This is a genomic window from Streptomyces uncialis (assembly GCF_001905345.1).
GTDB classification, from domain to species: domain Bacteria; phylum Actinomycetota; class Actinomycetes; order Streptomycetales; family Streptomycetaceae; genus Streptomyces; species Streptomyces uncialis.
Map to the genome: position 1 here is coordinate 94,990 of NZ_LFBV01000010.1, position 24,827 is coordinate 119,816.

Here is a 24,827-nt window from a genome sequence, read left to right on the forward strand (position 1 = left end):
TCGAGTGCGGGCCCGCCCTCGTCTTCGCGCAGTTCCCCGCGCCCCTGAAGGGGCGCCCACCTGAGGCTGTCGTCAGTCTGCGGGGTCTTCGCTTGCGGAACCACCCTCCTCGCGCAGTCGCCGGACTCATGGGAGGGGGTGGGCGGGAATCTCTGCCCGCAGACTCCGATGCTCTTCAGTCGGGCAAGGTCACGTCGTACCGAGCGTGTCGGATCGAGGACGGAGAATCCCGACCGGCACCGACCCGAAGAACAAGCAGAACGCGCCCCAAAGGGGCGCGGGGAACTGCGCAAACCCACCGAACGACGGCACAGGAACGAAGTACGCCCCGCACAAGAAACCCAGGGGCGCGGGGAACTGCGCACCCCCGTCCGACCCGCACAGGGACGAAGCACGTCCACCCGGACAGACCCCGGAAGCGCAAGCGAAGGCGACCCGCGGGGAACCGCGAAACCACCGAGCGACGGCACAGGAACGGAGTGCGTCCCGCACAGGAAACCCAGAGGCGCAAGCGAAGGCTTACCCGCAGGACTCCGGCTCCGCCGTACGGCTCCAGGAGGAGCCGATCCGGTACACCCCGGCCGCCGGCACATCGAGCCGCGTGTACTCCCCGTGGGGCCGCAGACACGCCCCCTCCGCCCGGAGCCACGGCGAGTACGCGATCCGTATCGTCGCGGACCCCTTCTCGCTCATCCGGATCTCCATGTCCGTGCTCGTGGAGTCGACGACGGTCGCCGGCGCCGAAGCCAGCGGCACCGCGTCCCGCACCTGGTACACGGTCCAGTTCGCGTCGCGCCACACCCGCTCCAGCCACTGCGGCTCGGACCGGACCAGTGCGGCCTCCTTCTGGGCGGGCCCGTCCGGCTTGCCGTTCAGCAGCACCACGTACCCGACGGCCCAGCGGTCCAGCCACGCCCGGTACGCGCTCGGGGAGAACGAGCCGTCGTAGAAGAGCCGGCCGCGCTCGACGTCGAGCTGACGGTTCCAGCCGCGCGCGAGGTTCATGTGCCGGGCGAACGCCGTGGCCTCCCGGTGGTTGCGCGCGGGCACGACCTCGACCCGGGTCCGGTCGGCGCCCAGCCGCTCCAGTTCGGCGACGACGTCCTCGGTGTGCTGGGCCCACGCGGGGACCTTCGTGGAGACGATCAGGTCGTCCACGGTCTTCTGGACCAGCCAGGTGGACGACAGGACCAGCGACAGGGCGAGCGCGACCCGCCGGACCTTGTCCAGCCCCGGCACCATCAGCGCCGCGAGCAGCGCGGACGGCACCGCGAGCCCGAGGAGCCGTTCCACGTTGGTGCCGATCGGCGAGGAGACGAAGTACGTGAGGACCACGCCGACCGCGTAGACGAGGGCGCCCCAGCGCAGCACCCGCCAGTTGCGGGGCGCGGCGGCGACCAGTACGAGGGAGAACAGGACCGGGGGCAGTATCCGGTCGGCCGCCATGGGCTGTTCGCCCTTGAACGGGAAGAGCAGGCTGGTCGCGGCGACGACGAGGGCCGGCGGGATCAGCAGGACGGCGGCGCGGCCCCAGTCGCGGACCAGCAGCCAGCCGGCGCCCGCGACGGCGAGGAACAGTCCGGCGACGGGGCTGGCCATGGTCGCCAGCAGCGCCCACAGTCCGGCCCGGCCGAGGTCCCGGCGGCGTCCCGTGAGGGCGAGCATGCCCGCGAGGGCGAAGGCGAGGCCGAGGGCGAACGTGGTGCGGCCGGAGGCGACGTTGCACCACAGGGCGATCGAGAAGAGGACGGCGGGTCCGAGCGGGCGGCGGATGCCGGTGCGCTGGATGACGAGCGCGGCGAGCCAGGCGGAGACCAGCCCGGACAGCACGGTGACCGTGCGTACCCCGACCGCGGCCATCAGGTACGGGGAGATGAGGCTGTAGTTGGCGGTGTGCGTGCCGCCGTACCAGAAGAGGTTGTACGGCGAGTCCGCGTGCTCCGAGCCGAACCAGGCCCAGGCCTGCTGCGCGGCGAGGTCGCCGCCGCCGGTGGCGAGGAACGCCCACCACACCACGTACAGCGGCAGGGTGGGCAGGGTCGCGATCAGCGGGACGCGGTGGCGTTCGGCGAGGGCGCGCAGCCGCTCGGCGCGGGTCGGGGCCCTGCCGGTGCCGGTGCCCGCCGGGCTGGTGCCGGTGCCGGGGGAACCGGGGAGCCGCGGGGTGCGGGTGACCTCGGGCGGCTGCGGTGCGCGCGGCTGCGGGGTGAGTGTCCCGGACTGCCGTGCTGCCGTACGTGAGGGTCCTGGCGCCGCCTCCCGTGCGGAGTCCGTGCGGGGCTCGGTGAGGGCTGACGGCTCGGCGACCACGGTGACCGTTTCTGCTGGGGCCCGGAGGGCTGATGCGGGACAGGGTTCCTCAGCCTAGACGCGAGATCACGCGGAAACGTTCACCGGGACGGGCCACCGGATCGGTGTCCGGCCGCCCCGGGAGGGCCCGGGGAACCGCCCCCGACCTGTACGGAGAGGGCGGCGTCCGGGGCGGATCCCGGGTCGCCGGCCCCGCCCGAAGCCGTACGACCTGCATGGACATGCCGAACCCCGGATGGAGACAACTCCCGTACCGCGGGCCGCGATCGGGTCCGGTGCGGGCCGGGTCCCGGGGCGGTCACGGGCGACGTCCGCCCCCGGCCCGTACCGCGTCGTTGGCGCAATGCCGCCCCGTTCCCCGCGATCCGGTCCGCCCGGCCGCCGGGCCCTGCTCGAATCGCTCCTCCGCACCTGCGGCAAGGGGAGACATGCACCACACACGCAACGGAAGAACCGGCGGTCCGGGGGCCAGGGCCCTCGTCACCGCCCTCGCGGTCACCGCCGCGCTCACCACAGGACCGGCCGCTCCCGCTCACCGTGGCCGTCCCGTACGACGGCGGCGCGACCTGGCGGGAGCGCCCGGTCCGGGACGGCCGGGTGAGCGTACGGAACCCGGCCGCGGGCCGGGGTGTCGCGCTGCGGGCGCGGGTGGCCGACCGGGACGGCACCACCGCGACGGTCACCGTCCGGGACGCCTACCGGGGCCGCTGACCCGGCGGTCCGTGCGCGGACACGGCGAAGCGGTGACGCCCTCCAGGGGCGTCACCGCTTCGTGTCGTTCACTGCCGGGCCGGGTCAGTACCAGCCGTTGGACTTCCAGAAGTTCCAGGCGCCGACGGGGCTGCCGTAGCGGTCCTCCATGTAGTCGAGGCCCCACTTGATCTGGGTCTCGGGGTTGGTCCGCCAGTCGGACCCATGGGTGGCCATCTTGGTGCCCGGGAGGGCCTGGACCAGGCCGTACGCGCCCGAGGAGGAGTTCTGCGCCGTGACGTCCCAGTTGGACTCACGGGTGATGATCTTCTCGAAGGCGGTGTACTGCGTGCTGTCCGGGATCAGCTTCTTCGCGATCGTCTTGGCCGACGCCGCCTTGACCGTCTGCGCGGACACCGGAGCGGCCTGGGCGGGCGTGGCGGCCTGCGCGGGGCCGGAGGCGAGAAGCATCCCGGTCGTGGCGGCGGCGACGGCGGCACCGGCGAGGGCCTTCTTCGGGGAAGCGGTACGACGGATCAGGGAAGCGGTGGAGGCGAACACGAAAGACCTTCCGGTCGGGGTCGAGGACGGTCGTACGCGATCCGTGGCCCCGGCTCGGCCGGGAGGGGGAAAGCGTGGGCGCCGTGGCCCGGGTGGGCACATCGGCGCCGTGCGACTCGATCCAGAGAAGCAGGCCGGGGAAGCTCCCGCAATGACCCCTTTTACTAGTGGGAGTCGCATGTGCCCGATCGGTCCGCTCTGTGAGCTGGCTCTCAATGCCCAGGTCAGACCCCCTGACGACGCGAACACGTCAAGGAAATGCGGCTACGACCCCGGGTAGTGGACGGCGAAGTCCTGTGGGACTCCTCACCAGCCGGGCCCCCGGCGGCTCACGGACCGCGTTCACGGAGGCACACGGCGGCGCCGGGGAATGTGACCGGCGCCGCACGGACGGGGAGTCGGGAGCGGGCCCGGGAGCCCCGGAAGGTGACCGGGACCACGGGCCCTACGTCCCGCCGGGCACCCCGTCGGCCGCCGCCCGTACCTCCGCGCCGGGCGGCACACCGACGGCCCCGGGCTCCCCGACGGCCCCGGGCTCCCCGGCGGGCACCGGCTCCTCGAAGGCCACCGGTGCCTCGAAGGCGGCCCGGCGGGTCGCGCGCCGCAGCGCCCGCAGCACCGTCCCGCCGAGGGCCAGGGTCAGTACGACGGTCAGCACCGCCCGGCCGAGGTCCCAGCCCAGGGAGGTCGCGACGCAGTAGGCGAGGAACCGGACCAGGTTCTCCCCGACCGGCTCACCCGGCCGGAACGCCACGCTCGACGTCAGCTCGCCCATGAACGGCCAGCCCGCGAGGTTCATGACCGTGCCGTACGCGAACGCCGCCACGAACCCGTACGCGGCGAGCAGCAGCCGTTCGCCCGTGCCGCGCAGCCGGTCGGGGCCGGGCAGCAGCCCGGCGCCCAGCGTGAACCAGCCCATCGCGAGCATCTGGAACGGCAGCCAGGGCCCGACGCCGCCGGTGAGCAGCGCCGAGGCGAACATGGTGAGCGCGCCGAGCACGAACCCGAAGCCCGGTCCGAGGACCCGTCCGCTGAGCACCATCAGGAAGAACATGGGCTCCAGCCCGGCGGTGCCCGCGCCCAGCGGGCGCAGGGCCGCGCCCGTCGCGGCGAGCACCCCGAGCATCGCGACGGCCTTGGCGCCGAGCCCGGACTCGGAGATCGTCGCCGCGACCACCCCGAGGAGCAGCACGAGGAGCGCGGCGAAGAGCCAGGGGGCGTCCTGGGAGTGCGCGTTCACGGAGGAGGCGGGGTCCGCGAGGAACGGCCAGCCGAACCCGGCGACACCGACCGCGCCGACGAGCGCGAGGGCGGCGGCGGAGCGCGGTCCGAGCCGTACCGCGCGGACCGCCCGGTCGTGGCGCGGCGGGCGGGCCGTCATCGCAGGGCCTCGCGGACCTGGGCGACGGTCAGCCACGGTCCGGTGCCGAGCACCTTGGCCACCTGCGGGGCGAAGGACGGGGACGCGACGACGACCTCGGCGGCCGGGCCGTCCGCGACGCTCTCGCCGTCGGCGAGGATCAGCACCCGGTGGGCCAGTTCGGCGGCGAGTTCCACGTCATGGGTGGCCAGCACGATGGTGTGGCCGTCGGCGGCGAGCGCCCGCAGGACGGTGAGCAGCCGGGCCTTGGCGGCGTAGTCGAGACCCCGGGTCGGTTCGTCGAGCAGCAGCAGCGGGGGCCGGGCGGCGAGGACGACGGCGAGCGCGAGGACGAGCCGCTGCCCCTCGGAGAGGTCACGGGGGTGGGTGCTGTCGGCGATCCCGGGGAGCAGGTCGCTCACCAGGGCGCGGCAGGTGCCGGGCGCGGCACCGGCGTCCCGGTCGGCGGCGGCGCACTCGGCGGCGACGGTGTCGGCGTGGAGCAGGTCGCGGGGTTCCTGGGGGACGAGTCCGACGCGGCGGATCAGATCACGCGGCTTGGCGCGGTGCGGTACGGCGTCCCCGACCCGGACGGTGCCCTCGCTGGGGCGGACCAGTCCGACGAGGGCCGACAGCAGGGTCGACTTCCCGGCGCCATTGCGGCCCATGAGCGCGACGGTCTCCCCCGGTCCGAGGGTGAGGGTGATCCGGCGCAGCGCCTCGATGTGGCCCCGGCGGACCCCGGCCCCGCTGAGCCGGGCGACCGGCGGGGTGTCGGGGTCCGAGGGCGCGGGCGCGGCGGGCCGGGGGGCGTCCGCGAGGCGTTCGCGCAGGGGGCCGGCCTTGCGCCGGGCGTCCCGGACGCTCAGCGGCAGCGGTGACCAGCCCGCGAGCCGTCCCAGTTCCACCACGGGCGGCCGGACGGGCGAGTCGGCCATGATCCGTCCGGGTTCCCCGAGCCGCGGGCGTTCGCCGGGGCCGGGCAGCAGCAGCACCTGGTCGGCGTACTGGACGACCCGTTCGAGCCGGTGCTCGGCCATCAGGACGGTCGTCCCGAGGTCGTGGACCAGCCGCTGGAGGACGGCCAGCACCTCCTCGGCGGCGGCCGGGTCGAGGGCGGAGGTCGGCTCGTCCAGGACCAGGACCCGGGGGTGCGGGGTGAGGACGGAGCCGATCGCGACGCGCTGGCGCTGGCCGCCGGAGAGGGTGGCGATCGGGCGGTCGCGCAGTTCGGTGAGCCCGAGCAGGTCCAGGGTCTCCTCGACCCGGCGGCGCATCACGTCCGGGGCGGTGCCCATGGACTCCATGCCGTAGGCGAGTTCGTCCTCGACCGTGTCGGTGACGAAGTGGGCCAGCGGATCCTGTCCGACGGTGCCGACGACATCGGCGAGCTCACGCGGCTTATGGGTACGGGTGTCCCGGCCCGCGACGGTGACCCGGCCGCGCAGGGTGCCGCCGGTGAAGTGCGGGACGAGTCCGCTGACCGCCCCGAGCAGGGTGGACTTGCCGGACCCGGACGGTCCGACGAGCAGCACGAGTTCGCCCTCGGGCACCTCGAAGTCGGCGTCCCGCAGCGCGGGGTGCTCCTGTCCGTCGTAGCGGACGGACACGTTCTCGAAGCGGATCACGGGCGGGTGTCCTTCCTTGGCCCCGGTGCCGGTTCCCCGGGCCGGACGGGCGCCGGGGCGATCAGCGCGGGGAGGAGTCCGGCGAGGATCGCCAGGGCGGGCCACAGCGGCAGTTCCGGGGCGGTGAGCGGGACGACCCCGGGCCGCAGGGCGTCCGGGTCCAGCGACCCGAACCGGATGAGCGCCACCGCGACCACCGTGCCGGAACCGGCGACGAGCCAGGCACGCGCGCCCCAGGCGTCGGGGCGGTAGCGGGTGCGCACCGAGCGCCGCCCGCCGAGCCACAGCCCGCCGAGCGCGGCGGCGGTCCCCAGGGCCAGCAGCGGCAGCGCGTACCCGGCGCCCGCCGCGCCGAGCACCCCGTACGTCCCGGCGCACACCCCGAGCAGTCCGCCGAGGGTGAGCGCGGCGGTCAGTCTGCGGACCGGGGCGGGGACATCGGCGGTACGGCCGTAGCCGCGCGCGTCCATCGCGGCGGCGAGCGCGACCGAGCGTTCCAGGGCGCCCTCAAGGACGGGCAGCCCCACCTGGAGCAGCCCGCGCAGCCCCCGGTCGGGACGGCCCCGCAGCCGGCGGGCGGAGCGCAGCCGCCGGACGTCCGTGATCAGGTTGGGGGCGAACGTCAGGGCCACCACCACGGCGACCCCGGCCTCGTACAGGGCGCCCGGCAGGGACTTCAGCAGCCGGGACGGGTTGGCCAGCGCGTTGGCGGCGCCGACGCAGATGAGCAGCGTGGCGAGCTTCAGCCCGTCGTACAGCGCGAAGACGAGTCCCTCGGCGGTGACCCGGCCGCCGATCCGCACCCCCTGCGCCCAGTCGGGCAGCGGGACCTCCGGGAGGGTCACCAGGACATGGCTGCCGGGGATCGGGGAGCCCAGCAGCACCGCGAAGACCAGCCGCACCCCGAGGACGACGAGCGCGATCTTGACGAACGCGCCGTACGAGCGGGCCCAGGGCGCCTCGGTGCGGCGCGCCGCGACGACGTACCCGGCGACCGCGACGAGCAGCCCGAGCAGCAGCGGGTTGGTGGTGCGGGACGCGGCGACCCCGAGCCCGAGCGCCCAGACCCACCAGGCGCCGGGGTGCAGCGCGTTCGCCCGGGTCGCGGCGGGCGCGTACGGGCGGCGCGGCCCGCGCGCGGGCGCCGCGCGCCGGGCGGGGGTGCGCTCGGCGGCGGGCTTCGGGGGCGGGGTCACGGGCACGGTCGGGCTCCGGTCAGCGCCGTCGGCGGGACTGCCACAGCGCGGCGGCGGCGAGCAGGACGACGGCGGCGATCCCGGCGTACACCCCGGCGGACGGGCCACCGCTGTCCGCGTCGGCGGCGTCGCCGGAGGCCGTGCCGGTGTCACCGGAGGTCCCGGGGGTGTCGCCGGAGACCTGTTCGCCGCAGCCGGTGCGGGGGTAGCCGTCGATCGCGCAGAGCAGGGCGTTGCTGTCGTACCGCAGCGGCTCGGCGACCGAGGCGAGCGCCTCGGCGCTGGTCGCGTCCTCGGCGACCCGGGCGCAGGCGGTACGGGGCGCGGGCGGGTTCTCCCCGCCGGTGGCGTCGGCACGGGTCCCGAAGTCGACGACGAGCGCGACGCGCTTGCTCCCGTCCCGGGCGTCGGTGGCGCCGCAGATCGCGGCGAAGTCGTGCGGTCCGCGCGGTTTGGCCGCGTCCTGCGAGTTCTCGCTGACCGCGAACCGGAACCCCTGGACGTCGCCGTCCCCGGGCCGCGCGATCGACGGCCCCTGGTTCGCGTACGTCCAGGCGCCGTCGGTGAGGTCCCAGAAGGACCAGTACCGGTATCCGGCGGCCTGTGCGGGTGCGGCGGCCGTCGTCACGGCGGTGACGGCGGCGAGGAGGGCGAGCAGCAGGGCGGCGAGGGGGGTCCGGGCCCGGCGGTGGCCGCGGCGGGCCTGCCGGGGCCGGTCGGCGGGCTGTCCCGTGGCCTGACCCGTGGGCTTTCCGAGGGGCCGTCGGGTCGGCTCTCCGGTGGGCCGGGGCGGCGGGGTCACTTCTGCCGCTTCTTGCGGCGGCCGCTCAGCAGGATGCCGATCCCGATGCCGACGACCAGTCCGATTCCGATGATCCAGATGACGGCGGGGCCCCCGTCGTCGTCCTTGCTGTCCTTGGCGTTGTCCTTGCCGTCCTCGGCCGCCGTGTCCTTGGCGTCGGGGACGGATTCGGGGGCCGGGCCGGTGGCGTTGAGGCGCTGGACCAGGTCCGTGCCGCCGAAGTCGCGGGGGTCGGCGCCGGTGGCGTGGGCGGCGAGGACGAGCTGGGACCAGGCGGCGGGGCCGCTCTTGGCGGCCCAGGCGGCGCCGTCGCGCTTCAGCCAGGTGACCGTGCGGTCCGCGCGGTCGGTGAGTCCGGCGGCGGCCAGGGCGACGACCGCGTCCGCGGTGTTGCCGTGGTCGGGCTGGTCCTTCGCCCCGGCGAGACTGCTGACGAGATAGCCCTTGGCGGCGAGCGCGGTGACGAGATGGGCGGCGCCGTTGCGGGCGGCGTCCGCGGCGGTACGGGGCTCGGCGCAGGTGGCCGGGTCGGCCGGGTCGGCGGCGGGCGCGGCCTTCGTGGCGAGGGTGCGGTCGAGTCCGCCGAGGACACCGGCGGCGGTGGCGTCCGCGTTGGCGGCCAGGACGCCCTTCTTGTCCGGCTGGTACGCGAAGGCGCCGCCGCCGTCCGCGTCGCACGGCACGGTGAGCTTCAGCAGCGCGTCGTGCGCGTTCTTGCCGTCCTTGGAGCGGACGCCGTCCGGCGCGGTACCGGCGGCGGTGAGCGCGCCCGCGACGAGGGACGTGGAGTTGGTGTCGCTGGGGCCGCCGGGGAGGTAGCCCCAGCCGCCGTCGGGGTTCTGCGCGGACCGCAGCCAGCGGACCGCGTCGCGTACGGCGGTGTCCTCGCCGCCGAGCGCGGCGAGGGCCTGCACGGCGGCGGCCGTGCTGTTGCTGTCGACGGGCGTCTTGGCGCCGCACTTCGCGGCCGGGTCCGCGCGGAACGCGGCGAAGGCGCCGTCGGCGCACTGCTGGGCGGTGAGCCAGTCGACCGCCTGCGCGGCGGGGCGCACCCCGGTGGTGTCCTGGGCGAGGAGGGTGAGCGACTGGCGCCACACCCCGTCGTAGGTGGGGTCGGTGCTGCCGTGCAGACCGGGTGCGTCGGGGGCCGCGGGGGCTTCGGGGGTCGCGGGAGCGGTGACCGGGGCGGCGGTGGCCGTCGGGGCTGCGGCCGCGGCGATCACCGCGGTGGCGGCGATGGCCGTGACTGTGCGGCGGACGTTCATGATCGGCGGGTGCCTCTCCCTTGCGGGGAGCCGGGCGCGCGGGTGCGCGGGGTGTGGGCACCTGGGCGGCTCGGCTCCGTTTGCCTCGACGGTGCGTGTCACCGGTTCCCGGTGGCTTGAGCCGGTCACGATCCGTGCGGGGCATTCCGGCTGGGCCCTTGCGGGCGGCTCACGGTTGCGGGTCAGCGCCGGATTTACACCGGCTTCCCCCCGTACGGGCGCGATACGACTCCCCAACCTTACAGGCCGCCTTCGCTTGCGCTTCCGAGGTTCCCTGTGCTGGGCGTACTTGTTTCCCTTGTCGTCGCTCGGTGGTTTCGCGGTTCCCCGCGGGTCGCCTTCGCTTGCGCTTGTGAGGTCTGTCCGGGTGGACGCACTTGTCCCGTGCCGTCGTTCGTGGGGTGCGCAGTTCCCCGCGCCCCTGGGTTTCTTGTGCTGGGCGTACTTCGTTGCTGTGCCGTCGCTCGTCGTTTTCGCGCAGTTCCCCGCGCCCCTGTCGGGGCGCCATCTGCTTGTTCTTCGGGTCGGTGCCGGTCGGGATTCTCCGTCCTCGATCCGACACGCTCGGTAACACGTCCAGTGGTCCGACTGAAGAGCATCGGAGTCTGCGAGCAGAGATTCCCGCCCACCCCCTCCCGTAGCCGAGCGAGTGCGGGATGAGGGTGGTTTGAACCCCGACCCCGGTCGCTGACAGCCCGCACCCTGACGACAGCCCCAGGTGGGCGCCCCCAAAGGGGCGCGGGGAACTGCGCAAAGACGAGAGCAGACCCGCACCGGACGAACAAGCCCGAAGGGGCACCACCCAGGGGCGCGGGGAACTGCGCACCCCCGTCCAACCCGCACAGGAACAAGTACGTCCAGGTATGGAACCCCAGGGGCGCGAGGAACTGCGCGAGCAACCAAGAACCACCCGCACCCGAACGGGAACCGCAAGAGGCGCAACCCAAGGGGCGCGGGGAACTGCGCAAAAACGAGGGCAGACCCGCACCCGACGAACAAGCCCGAAGGGGCACCACCCAGGGGCGCGGGGAACTGCGCACCCCCGTCCAACCCGCACAGGAACAAGTACGTCCAGGGAACCCCAGGGGCGCGAGGAACTGCGCACCCACCGAACGACGGCACAGGAACAAGTACGTCCAGGCATGGAACCTCAGGGGCGCGGGGAACTGCGCACCCACCGAACGACGGCACAGGAACAAGTGCGTCCAGCCGGGAGAACCCAGGAGCGCGAGCGAAGGCGACCTGCGGGGAACTGCGCACCCACGGGCGACCCGGACAGGGACAAGCACGCCCAGCTCAGGAAACCTCAGAAGCGCGAGCGAAGGCGACCCGTACGGGGACAAGTTCGCCCGGAACCGGGGTACGGGGAAGGGGCACGGGGACGACCCGGTGAGGGGGGACCCCGGGTCAGGGCTCCTCGGGACCCCGGGTCAGGGCTCCTCGGGGCTCCGGGGCCGCTCCGCGTCGGACCCGCACAGCTCCCCGCTCAGCTCCTTCACCAGCAAGGTGAGATCCGTCGGCCGCCCAGGCCCCCACCAGTCCCCCAGCATCTCCGCCAACGACGCCTCCCGAGCCGCGGCCAGCGGCTCCCCCACCTCCCGCCCCCGCGGGGTGAGCACCAGCGCCAGCCCGTCCCGCACCGCGAGCCCCCGCTCCTCCACCTGCCGCGCCGCCGCGGTGACGACCCCGAGCGGGACCCCCGCCCGCTCCGCGAGCATCGCGGGGTCCGCACCCCCGTCCCGCCGCGCCCGCAGCACCAGCCACCCCGCCGCGGGCAGCAGGTCGTACCCGGCCCGTTGGATGATCGTCACGTAGACGTGCCGCCGGCCTTCTCTCGTCCCGAGCACGGACAGCGCCCGTACGCACTCGTCGTACGAGGACCGCTGCACCGGATTGCTGGCGAACGTCTCGGTGCCGTCGGGCACCCGTACCGACCCCCGCAAGTAGTCCTCGTGGAAGAACCACGCGAGCACGAAGCCGAGCAGCGCGACCGGCGCCGCGTACAGGAACACCTCGGTGATGGAAGACGAGAACGCGTCGAGCACGGCGGGCCGCAGCGCCGCCGGGATCCGGTCGAGCCCCCGGGGATCGGCCGCGAGGGACGCGGGATCGACCCCGGCCGGCAGGTTCCGTCCCGCGAGCGCGTCGGCCAGCGCGTCCTGGAGCCGCCCCGCGAAGACCGAGCCGAACACGGCCACCCCGAACGCCGCCCCGATGGACCGGAAGAAGGTGACCCCGGACGTGGCCACCCCGAGATCCTCGTACGTCACGGAGTTCTGCGCGATCAGCACCAGGACCTGCATCACCAGTCCGAGCCCCAGCCCGAACACGAAGAAGTACGCGCTGGTCTCCGCGGTCCCGGTGTGCGCGTCGAGCCGGTGCAGCAGGAGCAGCCCGATCGTGGTGATCCCGGTCCCCGCGACGGGGAACACCTTCCAGCGGCCCGTGCGGCTGACGATCTGCCCGGACACCGTGGACGAGAGCAGCAGCCCGACGACCATCGGCAGCATGTGCACGCCGGACATCGTCGGGGTCACCCCGCGCACGATCTGGAGGAAGGTCGGCAGGTACGTCATCGCGCCGAACATCGCGAAGCCGATGATGAACCCGATCACCGCGGCGAGCGTGAACGTACGGACGCGGAACAGTTTCAGCGGCAGCACCGGCTCCGCCGCGCGCCGCTCCACCGCGACGAACGCGACCGCGAGCAGCAGTCCGAGCAGCGCGAGACCGATGATCGGCGCCGAGTCCCACGCCCAGGTCGTGCCGCCGAGCGAGGCGACCAGCACGAGACAGGTCGCGACGGACGCGATGAGGAACGTGCCGAGGTAGTCGATGGTGTGCCGGGTGTCCCGGCGCGGGATGCGCAGCGAGGTGGCGATGACGACCAGCGCGACCGCGCCGAGCGGCAGATTGACGTAGAACACCCAGCGCCAGCTCAGCTGCTCGGTGAGCACCCCGCCGAGCAGGGGACCCAGCACGCTCGTGGTGCCGAACACCGCACCGAACAGCCCCTGGTACCGGCCACGCTCCCGGGGCGGGACGAGATCCCCGACGATCGCCATCGACAGCACCATGAGCCCGCCGCCGCCGAGCCCCTGGAGCGCGCGGAACCCGATGAGCTGCGGCATGTTCTGCGCGATCCCGCACAGCGCGGAACCGATCAGGAAGATGACGACGGCGGTCTGGAAGAGTCGTTTTCGGCCGTACTGGTCACCGAGCTTGCCCCACAGCGGGGTCGCGGCGGTCGACGCCAGCAGATACGCGGTGACCACCCAGGACAGATGGTCGAGCCCCCCGAGGTCGCTGACGATCGTGGGCAGCGCCGTCGACACGATGGTCTGGTCGAGGGACGCGAGCAGCATCCCGAGCAGCAACGCACCGATCGAAACCAGGACAGAACGGTCGAGCCGGTTCTCGCCCTTGCCCGAGAGCCGCGCGTGCGTGCCGCTCGCCCCGTGGGCGTCATGCGTCATGGACACTCCTCGGCCCGCTCGGGGACACCGCCTCTCCCATGGTGGTGGGTGTGCCCGGGGACGGCCTGTCGGGCGGTTGGGGCGCTCGCCTGCGGGCCGAACCGGTTGTCTGGATAATCACCCTCAAACAGAGGGAGGGGACCCAGACGGTGAACGGACAGGCTTGTCCTCGGTGCGGTACGCCCTGGGGGGCCGGCGCACAGGGCAGTTGCGGATGCGCGACGCGTCCCGACGAATCGGCGCGCGACGCCCGGCCCCCCGCGCGGGCACAGCACTTCGACCCGCTCCAGGTGCGCCCGTACGTCGGCCACGGCCCGGACCCGGCCCCCGCGCAAGCCGGAGCACCTCCCGGACCCCCGCCCCCGGCCACGGCCACGGCCACAGGTACGGGTACGGGTACGCATACGGGTACCGCCGCAGGTGCGGTCACCGGCACGGGCGCGGGCGCTGCTCAGGGCTCCGCGCGGGGCGCCTCCGGCCAGAGCCCGGGGCACCAGGGCCCGGGGCATCAGGGCCCGAGCCACCCAGGGGGTCAGAACCACGCAGGGCAGAGCCACCCAGGGCAGAGCCACCAGGACGGGAACCAGAGCTCGGGCCAGAGCCAGAGCCAGGATCAGGGCCAGGGGAACGCTCAGGGCGGCCGGGGCCGGGGCGTTCCCCGTACCGGTGCCGTACCGGCGTCCGCGGACGGCTCGGACGCCACCCGTCCGCTGCCCCGCGTGACCGCGCGCCCCGCGCCCGGCCCCCGGGGGACGACCTCCGGAGGCCCCGGTCCCGTACCGCCCGCGTTGCGCGGTCCGGGTGCCGTCGCCGGAACGGTGAGCGGCGCGGGCGCCGTCCCGCCGCCCCGGCAGGGCCCGCTGCCCACGGTGCCGCCGCCCGCGTACCCCGCCCGTACCCGGCCGAACCCGTCGGCGCCGTCCCCCGGGCGCGGCACCCCCGCCGCCCCCGCCCCCGGTCCCGGGACACCGCCCGGCGCCCCGTCCGTACGGCGTCCCGGCGCCGCACCCGGTGCCGCTCCGGCGGCCGGGCCCGCGGTGACGGGGCGTGGAGCGGGTCCGGGCGCGGGTGTGCTGCGCGCCCGGGGCGCGAGCGCGGCGGCGGCAGCCGCAGCGGCCACCCCGCCCATACCCGGCGCCCCGCACATACCCGGCGGCGCGGCCGGACCGGGGACACCGGCGACACCGGTCGCGACCGGCAGCCCGTCCGTCCCCGGCGCACCGCCCACGGGAAGCACCCGGGGCACGGCAAGCGCCCCAGGCACCTCGAACGCACCCGGGACACCCGACGGCGAACCCCGCCCCGGACCCGCCGCGTCGGGCAAAGCCCCCGCCAGCGCCACGGCACCGGACGCGCACGGCAGGGCCACCGCGCCCGGCACCGCGTCACACGCCGGTGCCCCGATGACCCCGGCCGGACCGCTGCCTCCGCTGGCGGACCCGGACGCGCCCCGTCCGCATCCCGCGCCGCCCGGCCCCCCGCCGCCCCTGCCGACCCCGCCCGCCCCGGCCCCGCGCCAGGACCCCGCGGCAGCGAACCGACAGGGTGCCGCGCCGGTCACCTGGCCCGTCGTGCAGCCCGCGACGGATGTACGGCCGACCCCGCCCCCGGAGCGGACGCACCCCTCCGGCACCGGGTTCGACACGACGGCCGCCGTCTACGCGGGGCCGCCCGGTGCGGGGCAGCACGAGGAGCCGGACCCGCGGGAGCGGCGGCGCCGGCTCGCGATCATCGCGACGTCGGGGATGGCGGTCGCGGCGGCGGGTGTCGCGGCGGTGACCGCGGGACTGTTCAGCTACGACAAGCCGACGCACGACAAGGCTCTGCCGGAGGTGGATACCAGCGTCCCGGACACCAGTATCCCGGCCACCGAGGAACCGGACACGGCACCGGTCGGCAACCCCGTGTCCCGGCCGCCCCGCCCGGCCACCGGAAGCACCTCGCCGTCGGCGTCCCCGTCGGCCGGTTCCCCCACCTCGACCCAGCCGCTGAAGCCGGGGGGTACGGCGACCCCGTCGAAGGCTCCCGGCGAGAAGGGCTCGGCGTCCCCGTCGGCCCCGCGCGACACCGCCCGGCCGACCACGTCCGCACCGGCGCCCGCGCCCCCGCCCGTCACGGACGGCACGCTGCGGGTGGGTGACCGCGGTGCGGCGGTCCAGGAACTCCAGCGGCGGCTGTGGGAGCTGCGGCTCTACACCGGCGCCCAGAACGGCGTCTTCAACTCCGAGGTCTCCCAGGCCCTGATCCGCTACCAGATCGCCCGGGGCGTCCCGCAGGAGATGGGCAGCTACGGCCCGGCCACCCGCCGCAGCCTCGAAGGCGAGACCTCCGGGTCCGGCAGCGGTGGCGACGGCCGTAGCGGGCGGGGCGGAAGCGACGGGAGCGGCGCAAGCGGCGGCCGTGAGGACGACGAGGACGACTGAACCGGGCAGCCGGGGGACGACCGGCCCGGCCCGGGGCACACGTCGGCCCCGGGCCCCCGTGAGGGAGTCCGGGGCCGATGACGCACGGACGGGCGGCTCGGCCGATGACCGACGGCCGGGTCGGGCGGGTCGGGCAGGGCGGCCGGGTGGTGGGGCGGGTCAGCCGATGTGGAGCGTCACGGTCCCGTCGTCCGCGCGGGACACCCGTACCCGGGTGAGGTCGTCCACCTGGACGGTCGGTCCGTGCGCGCGGGCCCGGGGGCCGATCCCGACGACCTGCATCCCGGCGGCGAGTCCGGCTCTGATCCCGGCCTCGGAGTCCTCGAAGACCACACAGTCCGCGGCGGGGACACCCAGTTCGGCGGCGCCCTTGAGGAATCCCTCGGGGTCGGGCTTGCTGGCGCCCACCGACTCGGCGGTGACCCGGGCCGAAGGCACGGGCAGCCCGGCGGCGGCCATCCGCCGCTCGGCCAGGCGCAGCGGCGCGGAGGTCACGAGCGCGTGCGGCACCGCGGCGAGCGAGGCCAGGAACTCCGCGCCCCCCGCCACCGGTACGACACCGTCCATGTCGGCGCTCTCCTCGGCGAGCAGACGCGCGTTGTCCCGGTGGTTCTCCTCCATCGGCCGGTCGGGCAGCAGCGCGGCCATGGACGCCTGACCCTGCCGGCCGTGCACCACGCTCATGACGGCGTCCCCGTCGAGCCCCTGCGCGGCGGCCCAGCGCCGCCAGACCCGCTCGGTCGGGCCGTCGGAGTTCACCAGGGTCCCGTCCATGTCCAGCAGCAGGGCACGGGCGGTCAGCACGGTCGTGGCCGTCATCAGCAGCTCCAAAGGGACGGGACGCGGACGAGGTCATCGCGCGCGGTTCGCGTGGCCCGCCGTCACGGCGGGCAGGGACGTGCCCGGGCGGTCGCGCCGGGACCGTTCCCGGAAGAACGGCCCCGCCCGCTGGTCAGGGGTGTGCGGGCGGAGCCATTTGTTTCACGAGTATACAAAGTGGACGGTCAGCCCGCCACCGCCTCATAAAGGCTCCAGACGCCCAGCCCCAGCATCAGCAGCGCGGCGATCCGGGTGATCAGCGTCAGCGGCACCCGCTTCATCAGCGCCTTGCCGCCCACGATCCCGAGCCCCGCGACGGTCCACAGCGCGAGCACGGCACCGAGTCCGACGGAGAGCGGGTCGTCGTAGCGGGCGGCGAGGTTGGCGGTCATGATCTGCGTCAGATCACCGAACTCGGCGATCAGGATGAGCATGAACCCGGCCCCCGAGACCTTCCAGAAGCTCTGGTCGGCGGGCTGGCGGATCTCCTCGTCGCCGTCGCTCTTCTTCAGGAACAGCACGGCCGCGCCACCGAGGAACAGCACACCGGTGATGGCGCTGAGCAGCCGCCCGGGGAGCAGCGTCAGCACGCTGCCCGCGGCGACCGCGAGGGTGACGTGGACGGCGAACGCGGCGGCGACCCCGGCGAAGACGTACGAGGCGCGGTAGCGCGTCCCCAGGACGAGTCCGGCGAGTGCCGTCTTGTCCGGCAGCTCGGCAAGGAAGACGACGCCGAACACGAGCGCCGTCACACTGATGCTGATCAAGGTTCCTCAATCGGTCGGGGCTGCCCCGCCGAGAGCGACCGCGTACGACACCTCGGCACGGCAGCGCACGGGTGGTGCGCACGGGTGGTGCGCACGACAGCACTGCTGGCCGAAGGTCTCGCTGACGGGCCCGGTCCGGTCGATCCCGGATCGGGGCTCCGCCTCCGGGCGCCGGCTCAGACGAGCTGAGCAGTATGTCGACGGTCCGGCGAAGAGCTACTCCCCTTCTGCGCCACCCATGGTACGGGAGGCCGGATCCGCCCGCCCTGGGACATGGGTCACGGCGGGGGACGCGGCCGGGCGACGTGGGCCGGGGACGGATCGCACCGCGCCGTACAGCACCGTGCCGTACCGGGTCACACCGTGCCGTACCGGGTCGCATCGCACACCGCACCCCACCCGGCACTCCCGCCCCGCGCGCGACGGCGTACCCCGGTCCGCGCGAACCGCCCGGGCCGGAACATTTCACAACCATTCGACCCCACAAGGGACATGATCCTCCGTCACCCCCTTGATGTGTCGTGCCCATGACGCAACCCTGTTACCTGGCGACCACGCTCCGGCAACCCCCGGGCGCCAGCATGGCCGCGCCCCACCCAGGGGCCTTGCCCCCCACTTCCAAGGGAGCCCTCATGTCCGGCCTCTACGCGCGTCGCACCTCATCCACCGGTCCCACCCGCACCCGATCCCTCCTCCGCGGCCGCGGTCTCGGTGCCGTCGTGGCGCTGACGGCGAGCCTGTCCGCTGTCGCCGTGCTCACCGGGCCGCCCGCCCAGGCCGCTCCCCCGGCCCCGGTCAGCGCGGCGACCGCCCGGACCTACCTCACCCAGCTCACCGTCGCCGCCGAGGGCTCGTCGGCCGGTTACAGCCGCGACAAGTTCCCGCACTGGAGCACCGTGTCCGGTGCCTGCAACACCCGTGAGGTCGTCCTCGAACGGGACGGGACCAACGTCGTCCAGAACGCCAGCTGTGCCGCCGTCTCCGGCAGTTGGTTCTCGCCCTACGACGGCGCCACCTGGACCGCCGCGTCCGACGTCGACATCGACCATGTCGTCCCGCTGTCCGAGGCATGGCGCTCCGGCGCCAGCGGCTGGACCACCAGCACCCGCCAGGCCTTCGCCAACGACCTCGCCCGCCCCCAGCTCATCGCGGTCACCGACAACGTCAACCAGGCCAAGGGCGACAAGGACCCCGCCGAATGGCTGCCGCCCACCTCCTCGTACAACTGCGTCTACGCGCGCATGTGGGTGCATGTGAAGAAGCACTACGACCTCAAGATCGACACCGCCGAGAAGACCGCCCTGGGGAACATCCTCAACAGCTGCTGACCGCCCGCCCGGTCGCCGCGCCCCGGCACCCCGGGGCGCGGCACCCGTCACCCGGCGGGGCCCCGGCGGTGCGCCCGCCGTGCCGGAACCTCCCCGTGACCGCCCGTCGTTCCGTACCGTACGGGGACGACGGAGGAGGGTGAACACCGTGGCGACGCTGCGTCTGGGACCACTGCTGAGGTATGTCGACGGATCGTCCGCGACCGTCTGGGTCGAGGCGGGCCGCCCCTGCACCGCCGAGGTCCGCTGCGCGGACGGCGCGGGCGGCTCGGCCCGTACGTTCCAGATCGAGGGCCATCACTACGCGCTGGTCACGGTCGGGGGCCTGACCCCCGGCACCCGCACCGCCTACGAGGTCCTGCTCGACGGCGCACGGGTGTGGCCCGCGGCCGATCCGGCCCTCGCCGCGTTCCCGCCCTCCACGATCACCACCCCGGGGGCCCCGGGTTCCGGTACGGATGCCGGGGCCGGCACGGGCACGGGCGCGGGGGCCGGCGCTGAGGAGGTTCCGGGCGCGGGGGTCGGTAGGGACGCCGGCGACGGTACGGACGCGGAGACGGGTACCGTCCGGGTGGCGTTCGGCTCCTGCCGCTGGGCGGCGCCGCCCGACGGGGAGAAGGACCCGGTCGGCCCGGACGCCCTGGACACTCTGGCCGCCCGGCTCGCCGCCGACCCGGACGGGCCCCGCCCCGACGTGCTGCTCCTGCTCGGTGACCAGGTGTACGCGGACGAGACCTCCCCCGCGACCCGCCGCTGGCTCGCCGCCCGCCGCGATCTGACCGAGCCGCCGGGCGAGCAGGTCGCGGACTACGAGGAGTACACCCGGCTGTACTACGAGTCCTGGCTCGACCCGGAGGTCCGCTGGCTGCTCTCGACCGTACCGAGCCTGATGATCTTCGACGACCATGACGTCATCGACGACTGGAACACCAGCGAGTCCTGGCTCGCCGAGATGCGGGCCACCCCCTGGTGGAACGAGCGCATCCTCAGCGGCCTCATGTCGTACTGGGTCCATCAGCACCTGGGCAATCTGGCCCCGGCCGAACTCGCCGCGGACCCGTTGTACGCCCAGGTGCGCGAGGCCTCCGACGGCAGCGACGCGCTGCGGGCCTTCGCCGCCCGCGCCGACGCCGACCCGGCCGCCGTCCGCTGGAGCTACCGCCGGGACTTCGGCCGGACGCGGCTGCTGATGATCGACACCCGCGCGGCCCGGGTGCTGGACGAGCAGAACCGGGCGATGGTCGACCCGGACGAGGCCGACTGGCTGCGCGCCCAGGCCCTCGACACCCCCGGCTCGTACGACCATCTGCTGATCGGCACCTCGCTGCCGTGGCTGCTGCCGCCGCTGGTGCATGACGCGGAGGAGTGGGACGCCTCGCTGTGCCGGGGCACCCGGGGGGCGCGCTGGGCACGGTTCGGCGAGTGGCTGCGCCGCCGCGCCGACCTGGAGCACTGGGCGGCCTTCCCGAACTCGTTCGCCTGGCTGACGGACCTGATCGCGGAGGCGGGCTCGGGCCCGTCGGCGCCCGCCTCGGTGTACGTCCTGTCGGGCGACGTCCACCACGCGTACCTCGCGGAACCCACCCACTGGCCCGCGGATTCCGCGCCCGCCGCCCGCGTCCTGCAACTGACCTGTTCCCCGGTGCACAACTCCGTTCCCGCGTCGATCACCTGGGGATTCCGCTTCGGCTGGAGCAGACCGGCCCAGGCCCTCGGCCGGGCCTTCGCGGGCCACGCCCGGTCCGGCACCCGGGGCCTCAGGTGGCGCAAGCGGGGCGGCCCGTGGTTCGGCAACCAGCTGATGACACTCACCCTGCGGGGCCGCACCTCGGTCCTGAGACTGGACCAGGCACGCGAACACGCGCGGGGCGGGGCCCGGCTGGAGACGGTACGGGAGACGGAACTCACCTCGTAGCGGCCTCGGTACGGGCGGGTGCGGGTACGGGTGAGCGCGGGCGCGGGAGGGCGCGCGTACGGGGGAGGTGACGGGAGAGGTACGCGTACGGGGAGCGCTCGGGGGCATCGGGAGTACTGGGGACGCCCGGCGTGCCGGGCGCCCTGGGGGTGCCTGGTGCACCTGGGGATGATCGCGCGGGCAGCAGCACCCACCCCTCACTCCGCGTGATCGGACGGCCACCGGGGCGGACCGTCGGAGGAAGTGCGCACCGCGCGTGCGGCGGCCGACGGAAGGGCTGTCCAACGCGCGGAAACCCGTACGAGAAGGCCGATCTATGGCCGAATGTTGAACTTGCAAGCACTCTTCCGGCACTCCTAGCGTATGACTCCGTTCGGTTACGTCCCCCACCACACCGAAGGAGTCCCCCCACATGACTGGTCGTCTCGATCGCGCCCAGCCCTACGCCATCGGAATGTTCCGGATCGTCGTCGGTCTGCTCTTCGCCTGCCACGGCGCCGCCTCCCTGTTCGGCGTTCTCGGCGGCGCCCACGGCGGCGGAACCATCCCCGCCGGAACCTGGCCCGGCTGGTACGCCGCTGTCATCCAGCTCGTCGGCGGCGGCCTGGTGATGATCGGCCTCGGCACCCGCGCCGCGGCGTTCGTCTCCTCGGGCTCGATGGCGTACGCGTACTTCAAGGTCCACCAGCCGGAGGCCCTGTGGCCGCTCCAGAACAGCGGGGAGGCGTCGGCGATGTTCTGCTGGGCGTTCCTGCTGCTGGTGTTCACCGGCTCCGGCGCCCTCGGGCTGGACCGGCTCCTGGCCTCACGCTCGCGTGACACGGGGACCCGGCAGCGGACCCGGAAGACCGCGACGGCCTCGGCCTGATCTGACCGCCCCTGGTCCGGACCATCCCGGCCGGCGGTACGACCCCCAGGGCGACACCGGCTCGCCGCCCCCAGACGGCGAGCTCCCCACACGGCGTCGCGCCTGTCACCACCACGAGGCCCGTCGGCACCCGCCGACGGGCCTCGCCCGTTGGCCCGGTACGAACGACGGTCCGCCAGGTCGCCCCGCCGCCCGCAGCGCCCGCGGAGGGGCGGTGCGAAGGCGCGGCCCAGGACGCCCGCGCGGGACCGGCCCCGCCCGAAGACGTACCGGCACGGCGTTCCGGTCCGACCGGTCCGTACGTCCGGCCGCCGTCCGTGTACAGCTCGACCCCCTGCTGCGCAACGGCGAGTTCCAGCCATACGCACGGCTACGAGGTGAACACGGTGTGGAGAACACTTGAGCCCCCGATGGATCACGCACGTCACCTGCCGCGTACGCTGTATGGCTGTCACCAAGCGCCGACACTGCCGCACCTCGCGGACACTGCGGCATCGCGATGCCGACCGGGGGAGTATCGGTGCTGGAGAGTGTGGGGCCGCTGACCGGCAGCCCATGGATCTACGCCCTGGTAGGGGTGTCGGTCCTCTTCGACGTGTTCCTCCCGGTGCTGCCCAGCGGGGTGCTCGTGATCACCGCCGCCACGGCCGCGGCGGCGGGTACCGGCGCGGCGACCGGACAGGTCCCGCACGACGTCCCCGACATCCTGGTCCTGATCCTGTGCGCCGCCACCGCCTCGGTGCTCGGCGACCTCTGCGCGTTCCGGCTGGCGCGACGCGGCGGCCCCCGTTTCGACCGGGCCATCGCCCGCTCCCGGCGGCTGACCTCCGCCCAGGCGCGGCTCGGCTCGGCACTGGCCCGGGGCGGCGGCGCGCTCGTGGTGATCGCACGGTTCGCCCCGGCGGGCCGTTCGATCGTCTCGCTCGGCGCGGGGGCGGCCCAGCGCAGGATCCGCGAGTTCCTGCCGTGGTCGGCACTCGCGGGTGTCGCGTGGGCCGCGTACAGCGTGGGCCTCGGCTACATGGGCGCGCAGTGGCTCGGCGCGACCTGGCTCGGAGCCGGGTTCTCCCTGCTGGCGCTGTTCGCGGCGGGCGCGGGCGCCGCCTACGTCGTACGCCGCCCCGCCCCGGCGGCAAGCACCCCGGCGGCGAGCTGACCCACCGGGCGCGGCTGATCACTTACGCGCGACCGCCCCGCACCCATGGCCGCCCCGCACGCACGGGTGACCCGGACGCACGGGTGACCCGCACGGGGCCGGGTGACGCCGGAGGCGAAGAACTCACACCCGCGAGGAAGCGCGCGGAGCGATCCCGCTCCCCCGGACCTCCAGCCCGGCGAGCAGATCGGCGGTGGCCGCCGCCACCGCGTCCACAGCCGCGTCGAACACCTCACGGTTATGGGCGGCCGGGGCCCGGAAGCCGGAGACCTTCCGCACATACTGCAAGGCGGCAGCCCGGACCTCGTCCTCGGTGGCCTCTTCGGGGATGGCGGGCGGACGGAGAGTCTTGATGCTGCGGCACATACGTCCAGTGTCCCTCTCCAACCCATCTCCTGTCCCGCCCCTCACTCCCCCCGCACCCGGCAACCACCGGCGGCCCGCCGGCCCACCGCCCCAGCGACCCGCCACCCCACCCCCGGCCCACCGATCGCGGAAGTCGCCCCACCAAATCGAACAGGCGTACCATTACCGCGTGGCTGCGACCTACGACTTCCCGAGCGATCTCCTCGCAGGTCAGGAGGAGCTGCATCAGGTGCGCGCGGAACTCCTCGACCTGCTGAAGCGCCTGCCCTGGTCGGTGGAGCCCCTCGACGGCTTCAGCGACGACACCAGCTGGCGCAGGATCGAACGCCCCGCGTCCCCCGGCTGGTCACCCGACGAGCAGGCCGAGGTCGAGAAGCTCCGCGCCCGTGAACGCGAGCTCGCCGTCTTCGTCACGTGTCATCGCTTCTGGACCGAGGTCACCGCCCCCCAGAAGGTCGACGCCCGCATGACCCTCAAACAGAGCGCTGCTCCCCCGCCCCAGCCGCCCCCGTGACACCGGCCCGGCGACACGGCACGCGAAAAGCCCCGGCACCCTGCTGAACAGGGAGTACCGGGGCTTTCGTACTGCTACATCCGGTGGGCGCGGACGGTTTCGAACCGCCGACATCTGCCTTGTAAGGGCAGCGCTCTACCACTGAGCTACGCGCCCGGAATGAGTCGACAGCCTACCTTGCCGCCGCCCCTGCCCCGCAAACACCTTTCCCGGGGACCGTCCTGACGTCCCCGCCCCCGTCCCCGCCCGATCCGCTGCCGGGCCCGCGCCTGTGTCCGGGGACGGGATGCCGGGGAGGGCGGGATGGCGGGGGACAGCGCGCCGGGGTCCCGAGGCCGGGGGTTCGGGGGCCGGGGGTCCGGGGGCCGGGAGCCGAGGTCCCGGGAGTCCGAGTCCCGGGGTCCCGAGGGCGGGGGTTATCCCCACCCCCGTTCCGGTAGCGGCCCGGATGCCCCTGCGGCGCCCCGCTCCCTACGGTCGGAGTACCCCGGTGGCGGCGGTGTCCGACGACCGTGACCGGCCAGGCACCGGGGTACCGCCGCAGCCATGTCCCAGGGGGGATTCCCATGACCGTTCGTACCAGCCACCCACGCCGGAGCCGCGCGTCACTGCTCGCCGTCGCCGCCGGAACCATGGCGTTCGGCCTGGTCGCCATGGGCTGCACCTCCGATCCCGAGGACGACACCTCGCCCGAGCACCGCTCGTTCGCGCTGGCCGGCCGGACCCTGACCGTCGACTCCGACGACTCCGAACTCGAACTCGTCCCCGCCGACATCGACAAGGTGGAGGTCACCCGCTGGTTCAAAGGCAAGGTCGCGGTCGGCTCCGAACCGTCGGTCAGCTGGTCCATGCGGGACGACCGGCTCAAGCTCCGTCTCGACTGCTCCGGCATCGTCGCCGACTGCGCGCTGAAGCACCGCATCGAGATCCCCCGGGACGTGACCGTCAAGGTCAAGAACGACGACGGGTCCGTCCGCGCCTCCGGCTTCCGCACCCCGCTCAGCATCGACACGGACGACGGCTCCGTCCGCGTCGCGGACACCACCGGGCCGCTCACCCTGCACAGCGGCGACGGCAGCATCCACACCGACGGACTGCGTTCCCGGCAGGTCAAGGCCGACACCAACGACGGCTCCGTGCGGCTCCGGCTCGCCGTCGTCCCGGACCGGGTGACCGCCGACAGCAACGACGGCTCCGTCGAGGTCACCCTCCCGCGCCCCGGCGGCGACGGCGGCGGAACCGCCTACGCGGTTTCCGCCAAGAGCGACGACGGCAGCGTCAAGGTCTCCGTCCCCCGCGACGGGCGCAGCGCCCATGTCGTGTCCGCCCGGAGCAACGACGGAAGTGTCACGGTACGGAACGCGGACTGAACGCCCCGTGTGT

The 24,827-nt window shown here is 74.3% G+C and carries 19 protein-coding genes, 1 tRNA gene and 1 riboswitch; of the genes, 8 read left to right on the plus strand and 12 right to left on the minus strand.

The window, feature by feature from the left end:
* Positions 1–519: 519 nt before the first annotated feature.
* A complete protein-coding gene (locus AB852_RS30740; RefSeq protein ID WP_073794178.1) occupies positions 520–2,082 on the minus strand; it encodes a hypothetical protein in 1,563 nt (520 codons plus the stop codon).
* A gap of 765 nt (positions 2,083–2,847) precedes the next feature.
* Here AB852_RS30740 and AB852_RS40050 point away from each other — a divergent pair.
* Positions 2,848–3,021: a hypothetical protein gene (locus tag AB852_RS40050; RefSeq protein ID WP_178391161.1), complete on the plus strand. Its 174-nt coding sequence runs from the start codon at positions 2,848–2,850 to the stop codon at positions 3,019–3,021.
* A gap of 84 nt (positions 3,022–3,105) precedes the next feature.
* Here AB852_RS40050 and AB852_RS30745 read toward each other — a convergent pair whose 3' ends face one another.
* The 7 genes from AB852_RS30745 to AB852_RS30775 form a co-directional block, all read right to left on the minus strand.
* Positions 3,106–3,561, minus strand: a complete 456-nt coding sequence (locus tag AB852_RS30745; RefSeq protein WP_073793507.1) for a lytic transglycosylase domain-containing protein — start codon at positions 3,559–3,561, stop codon at positions 3,106–3,108.
* A gap of 445 nt (positions 3,562–4,006) precedes the next feature.
* Positions 4,007–4,942 (minus strand): ECF transporter S component, encoded by a 936-nt coding sequence (locus AB852_RS30750; protein ID WP_079185047.1) that lies wholly within the window; start codon positions 4,940–4,942, stop codon positions 4,007–4,009.
* Entirely contained in the window at positions 4,939–6,549 is a 1,611-nt protein-coding gene (locus tag AB852_RS30755) for an ABC transporter ATP-binding protein (protein ID WP_073793508.1), read from the minus strand. Before AB852_RS30755 ends, AB852_RS30750 begins: the two co-directional genes overlap by 4 nt.
* On the minus strand, positions 6,546–7,745 hold the full coding sequence (locus AB852_RS30760; RefSeq protein WP_079185109.1) for a CbiQ family ECF transporter T component: 1,200 nt from the start codon (positions 7,743–7,745) through the stop codon (positions 6,546–6,548). Before AB852_RS30760 ends, AB852_RS30755 begins: the two co-directional genes overlap by 4 nt.
* Positions 7,746–7,764: 19 nt before the next feature.
* The gene (locus AB852_RS30765; RefSeq protein WP_073794183.1) at positions 7,765–8,406 is read right to left on the minus strand and encodes an SCO2322 family protein; all 642 of its coding nucleotides are present in this window, start codon (positions 8,404–8,406) and stop codon (positions 7,765–7,767) included.
* A gap of 137 nt (positions 8,407–8,543) precedes the next feature.
* A complete protein-coding gene (locus tag AB852_RS30770) occupies positions 8,544–9,812 on the minus strand; it encodes an SCO2321 family membrane protein (RefSeq protein WP_073793509.1) in 1,269 nt (422 codons plus the stop codon).
* A gap of 139 nt (positions 9,813–9,951) precedes the next feature.
* Positions 9,952–10,022: riboswitch (cobalamin riboswitch) on the minus strand.
* Positions 10,023–11,242: 1,220 nt separating this feature from the next.
* A complete protein-coding gene (locus AB852_RS30775; RefSeq protein ID WP_073793510.1) occupies positions 11,243–13,288 on the minus strand; it encodes an MDR family MFS transporter in 2,046 nt (681 codons plus the stop codon).
* Positions 13,289–14,007: 719 nt separating this feature from the next.
* Here AB852_RS30775 and AB852_RS39365 point away from each other — a divergent pair.
* Entirely contained in the window at positions 14,008–15,711 is a 1,704-nt protein-coding gene (locus AB852_RS39365) for a peptidoglycan-binding domain-containing protein (protein WP_143201305.1), read from the plus strand.
* A 159-nt stretch (positions 15,712–15,870) separates the two neighbouring features.
* On the opposite strand, the gene AB852_RS30790 is transcribed toward AB852_RS39365, so the two are convergent.
* Both AB852_RS30790 and AB852_RS30795 read right to left on the minus strand, forming a co-directional pair.
* Positions 15,871–16,530: an HAD-IA family hydrolase gene (locus AB852_RS30790; RefSeq protein ID WP_073794186.1), complete on the minus strand. Its 660-nt coding sequence runs from the start codon at positions 16,528–16,530 to the stop codon at positions 15,871–15,873.
* Positions 16,531–16,715: 185 nt separating this feature from the next.
* Positions 16,716–17,297 (minus strand): TMEM165/GDT1 family protein, encoded by a 582-nt coding sequence (locus tag AB852_RS30795; protein ID WP_073793513.1) that lies wholly within the window; start codon positions 17,295–17,297, stop codon positions 16,716–16,718.
* 632 nt (positions 17,298–17,929) lie between these two features.
* On the opposite strand from AB852_RS30795, the gene AB852_RS30800 reads away from it, so the two are divergent.
* The 4 genes from AB852_RS30800 to AB852_RS30815 all read left to right on the plus strand — a co-directional run bounded on the left by AB852_RS30800 (position 17,930) and on the right by AB852_RS30815 (position 22,564).
* Positions 17,930–18,625 (plus strand): HNH endonuclease family protein, encoded by a 696-nt coding sequence (locus tag AB852_RS30800; RefSeq protein ID WP_073793514.1) that lies wholly within the window; start codon positions 17,930–17,932, stop codon positions 18,623–18,625.
* 148 nt (positions 18,626–18,773) lie between these two features.
* A complete protein-coding gene (locus tag AB852_RS30805) occupies positions 18,774–20,540 on the plus strand; it encodes an alkaline phosphatase D family protein (RefSeq protein ID WP_073794188.1) in 1,767 nt (588 codons plus the stop codon).
* Positions 20,541–20,952: 412 nt separating this feature from the next.
* Positions 20,953–21,408 carry a DoxX family protein gene (locus AB852_RS30810; protein ID WP_073793515.1) on the plus strand — a complete coding sequence of 152 codons (456 nt, stop codon included), beginning with the start codon at positions 20,953–20,955 and terminating at the stop codon, positions 21,406–21,408.
* Positions 21,409–21,928: 520 nt separating this feature from the next.
* Complete coding sequence (locus tag AB852_RS30815) at positions 21,929–22,564, plus strand: DedA family protein (RefSeq protein WP_073793516.1); 636 nt, start codon at positions 21,929–21,931, stop codon at positions 22,562–22,564.
* A 123-nt stretch (positions 22,565–22,687) separates the two neighbouring features.
* Here AB852_RS30815 and AB852_RS30820 read toward each other — a convergent pair whose 3' ends face one another.
* Positions 22,688–22,930, minus strand: coding sequence for a DUF2277 family protein (locus AB852_RS30820; RefSeq protein ID WP_073793517.1), 243 nt, complete (start codon positions 22,928–22,930; stop codon positions 22,688–22,690).
* 169 nt (positions 22,931–23,099) lie between these two features.
* On the opposite strand from AB852_RS30820, the gene AB852_RS30825 reads away from it, so the two are divergent.
* The gene (locus tag AB852_RS30825; RefSeq protein ID WP_073793518.1) at positions 23,100–23,444 is read left to right on the plus strand and encodes a hypothetical protein; all 345 of its coding nucleotides are present in this window, start codon (positions 23,100–23,102) and stop codon (positions 23,442–23,444) included.
* An 84-nt stretch (positions 23,445–23,528) separates the two neighbouring features.
* On the opposite strand, the gene AB852_RS30830 is transcribed toward AB852_RS30825, so the two are convergent.
* Positions 23,529–23,600, minus strand: a tRNA-Val gene (locus AB852_RS30830).
* A 410-nt stretch (positions 23,601–24,010) separates the two neighbouring features.
* Here AB852_RS30830 and AB852_RS30835 point away from each other — a divergent pair.
* Positions 24,011–24,814: a DUF4097 family beta strand repeat-containing protein gene (locus tag AB852_RS30835; RefSeq protein WP_073793519.1), complete on the plus strand. Its 804-nt coding sequence runs from the start codon at positions 24,011–24,013 to the stop codon at positions 24,812–24,814.
* The last annotated feature ends 13 nt before the right edge of the window (positions 24,815–24,827 follow it).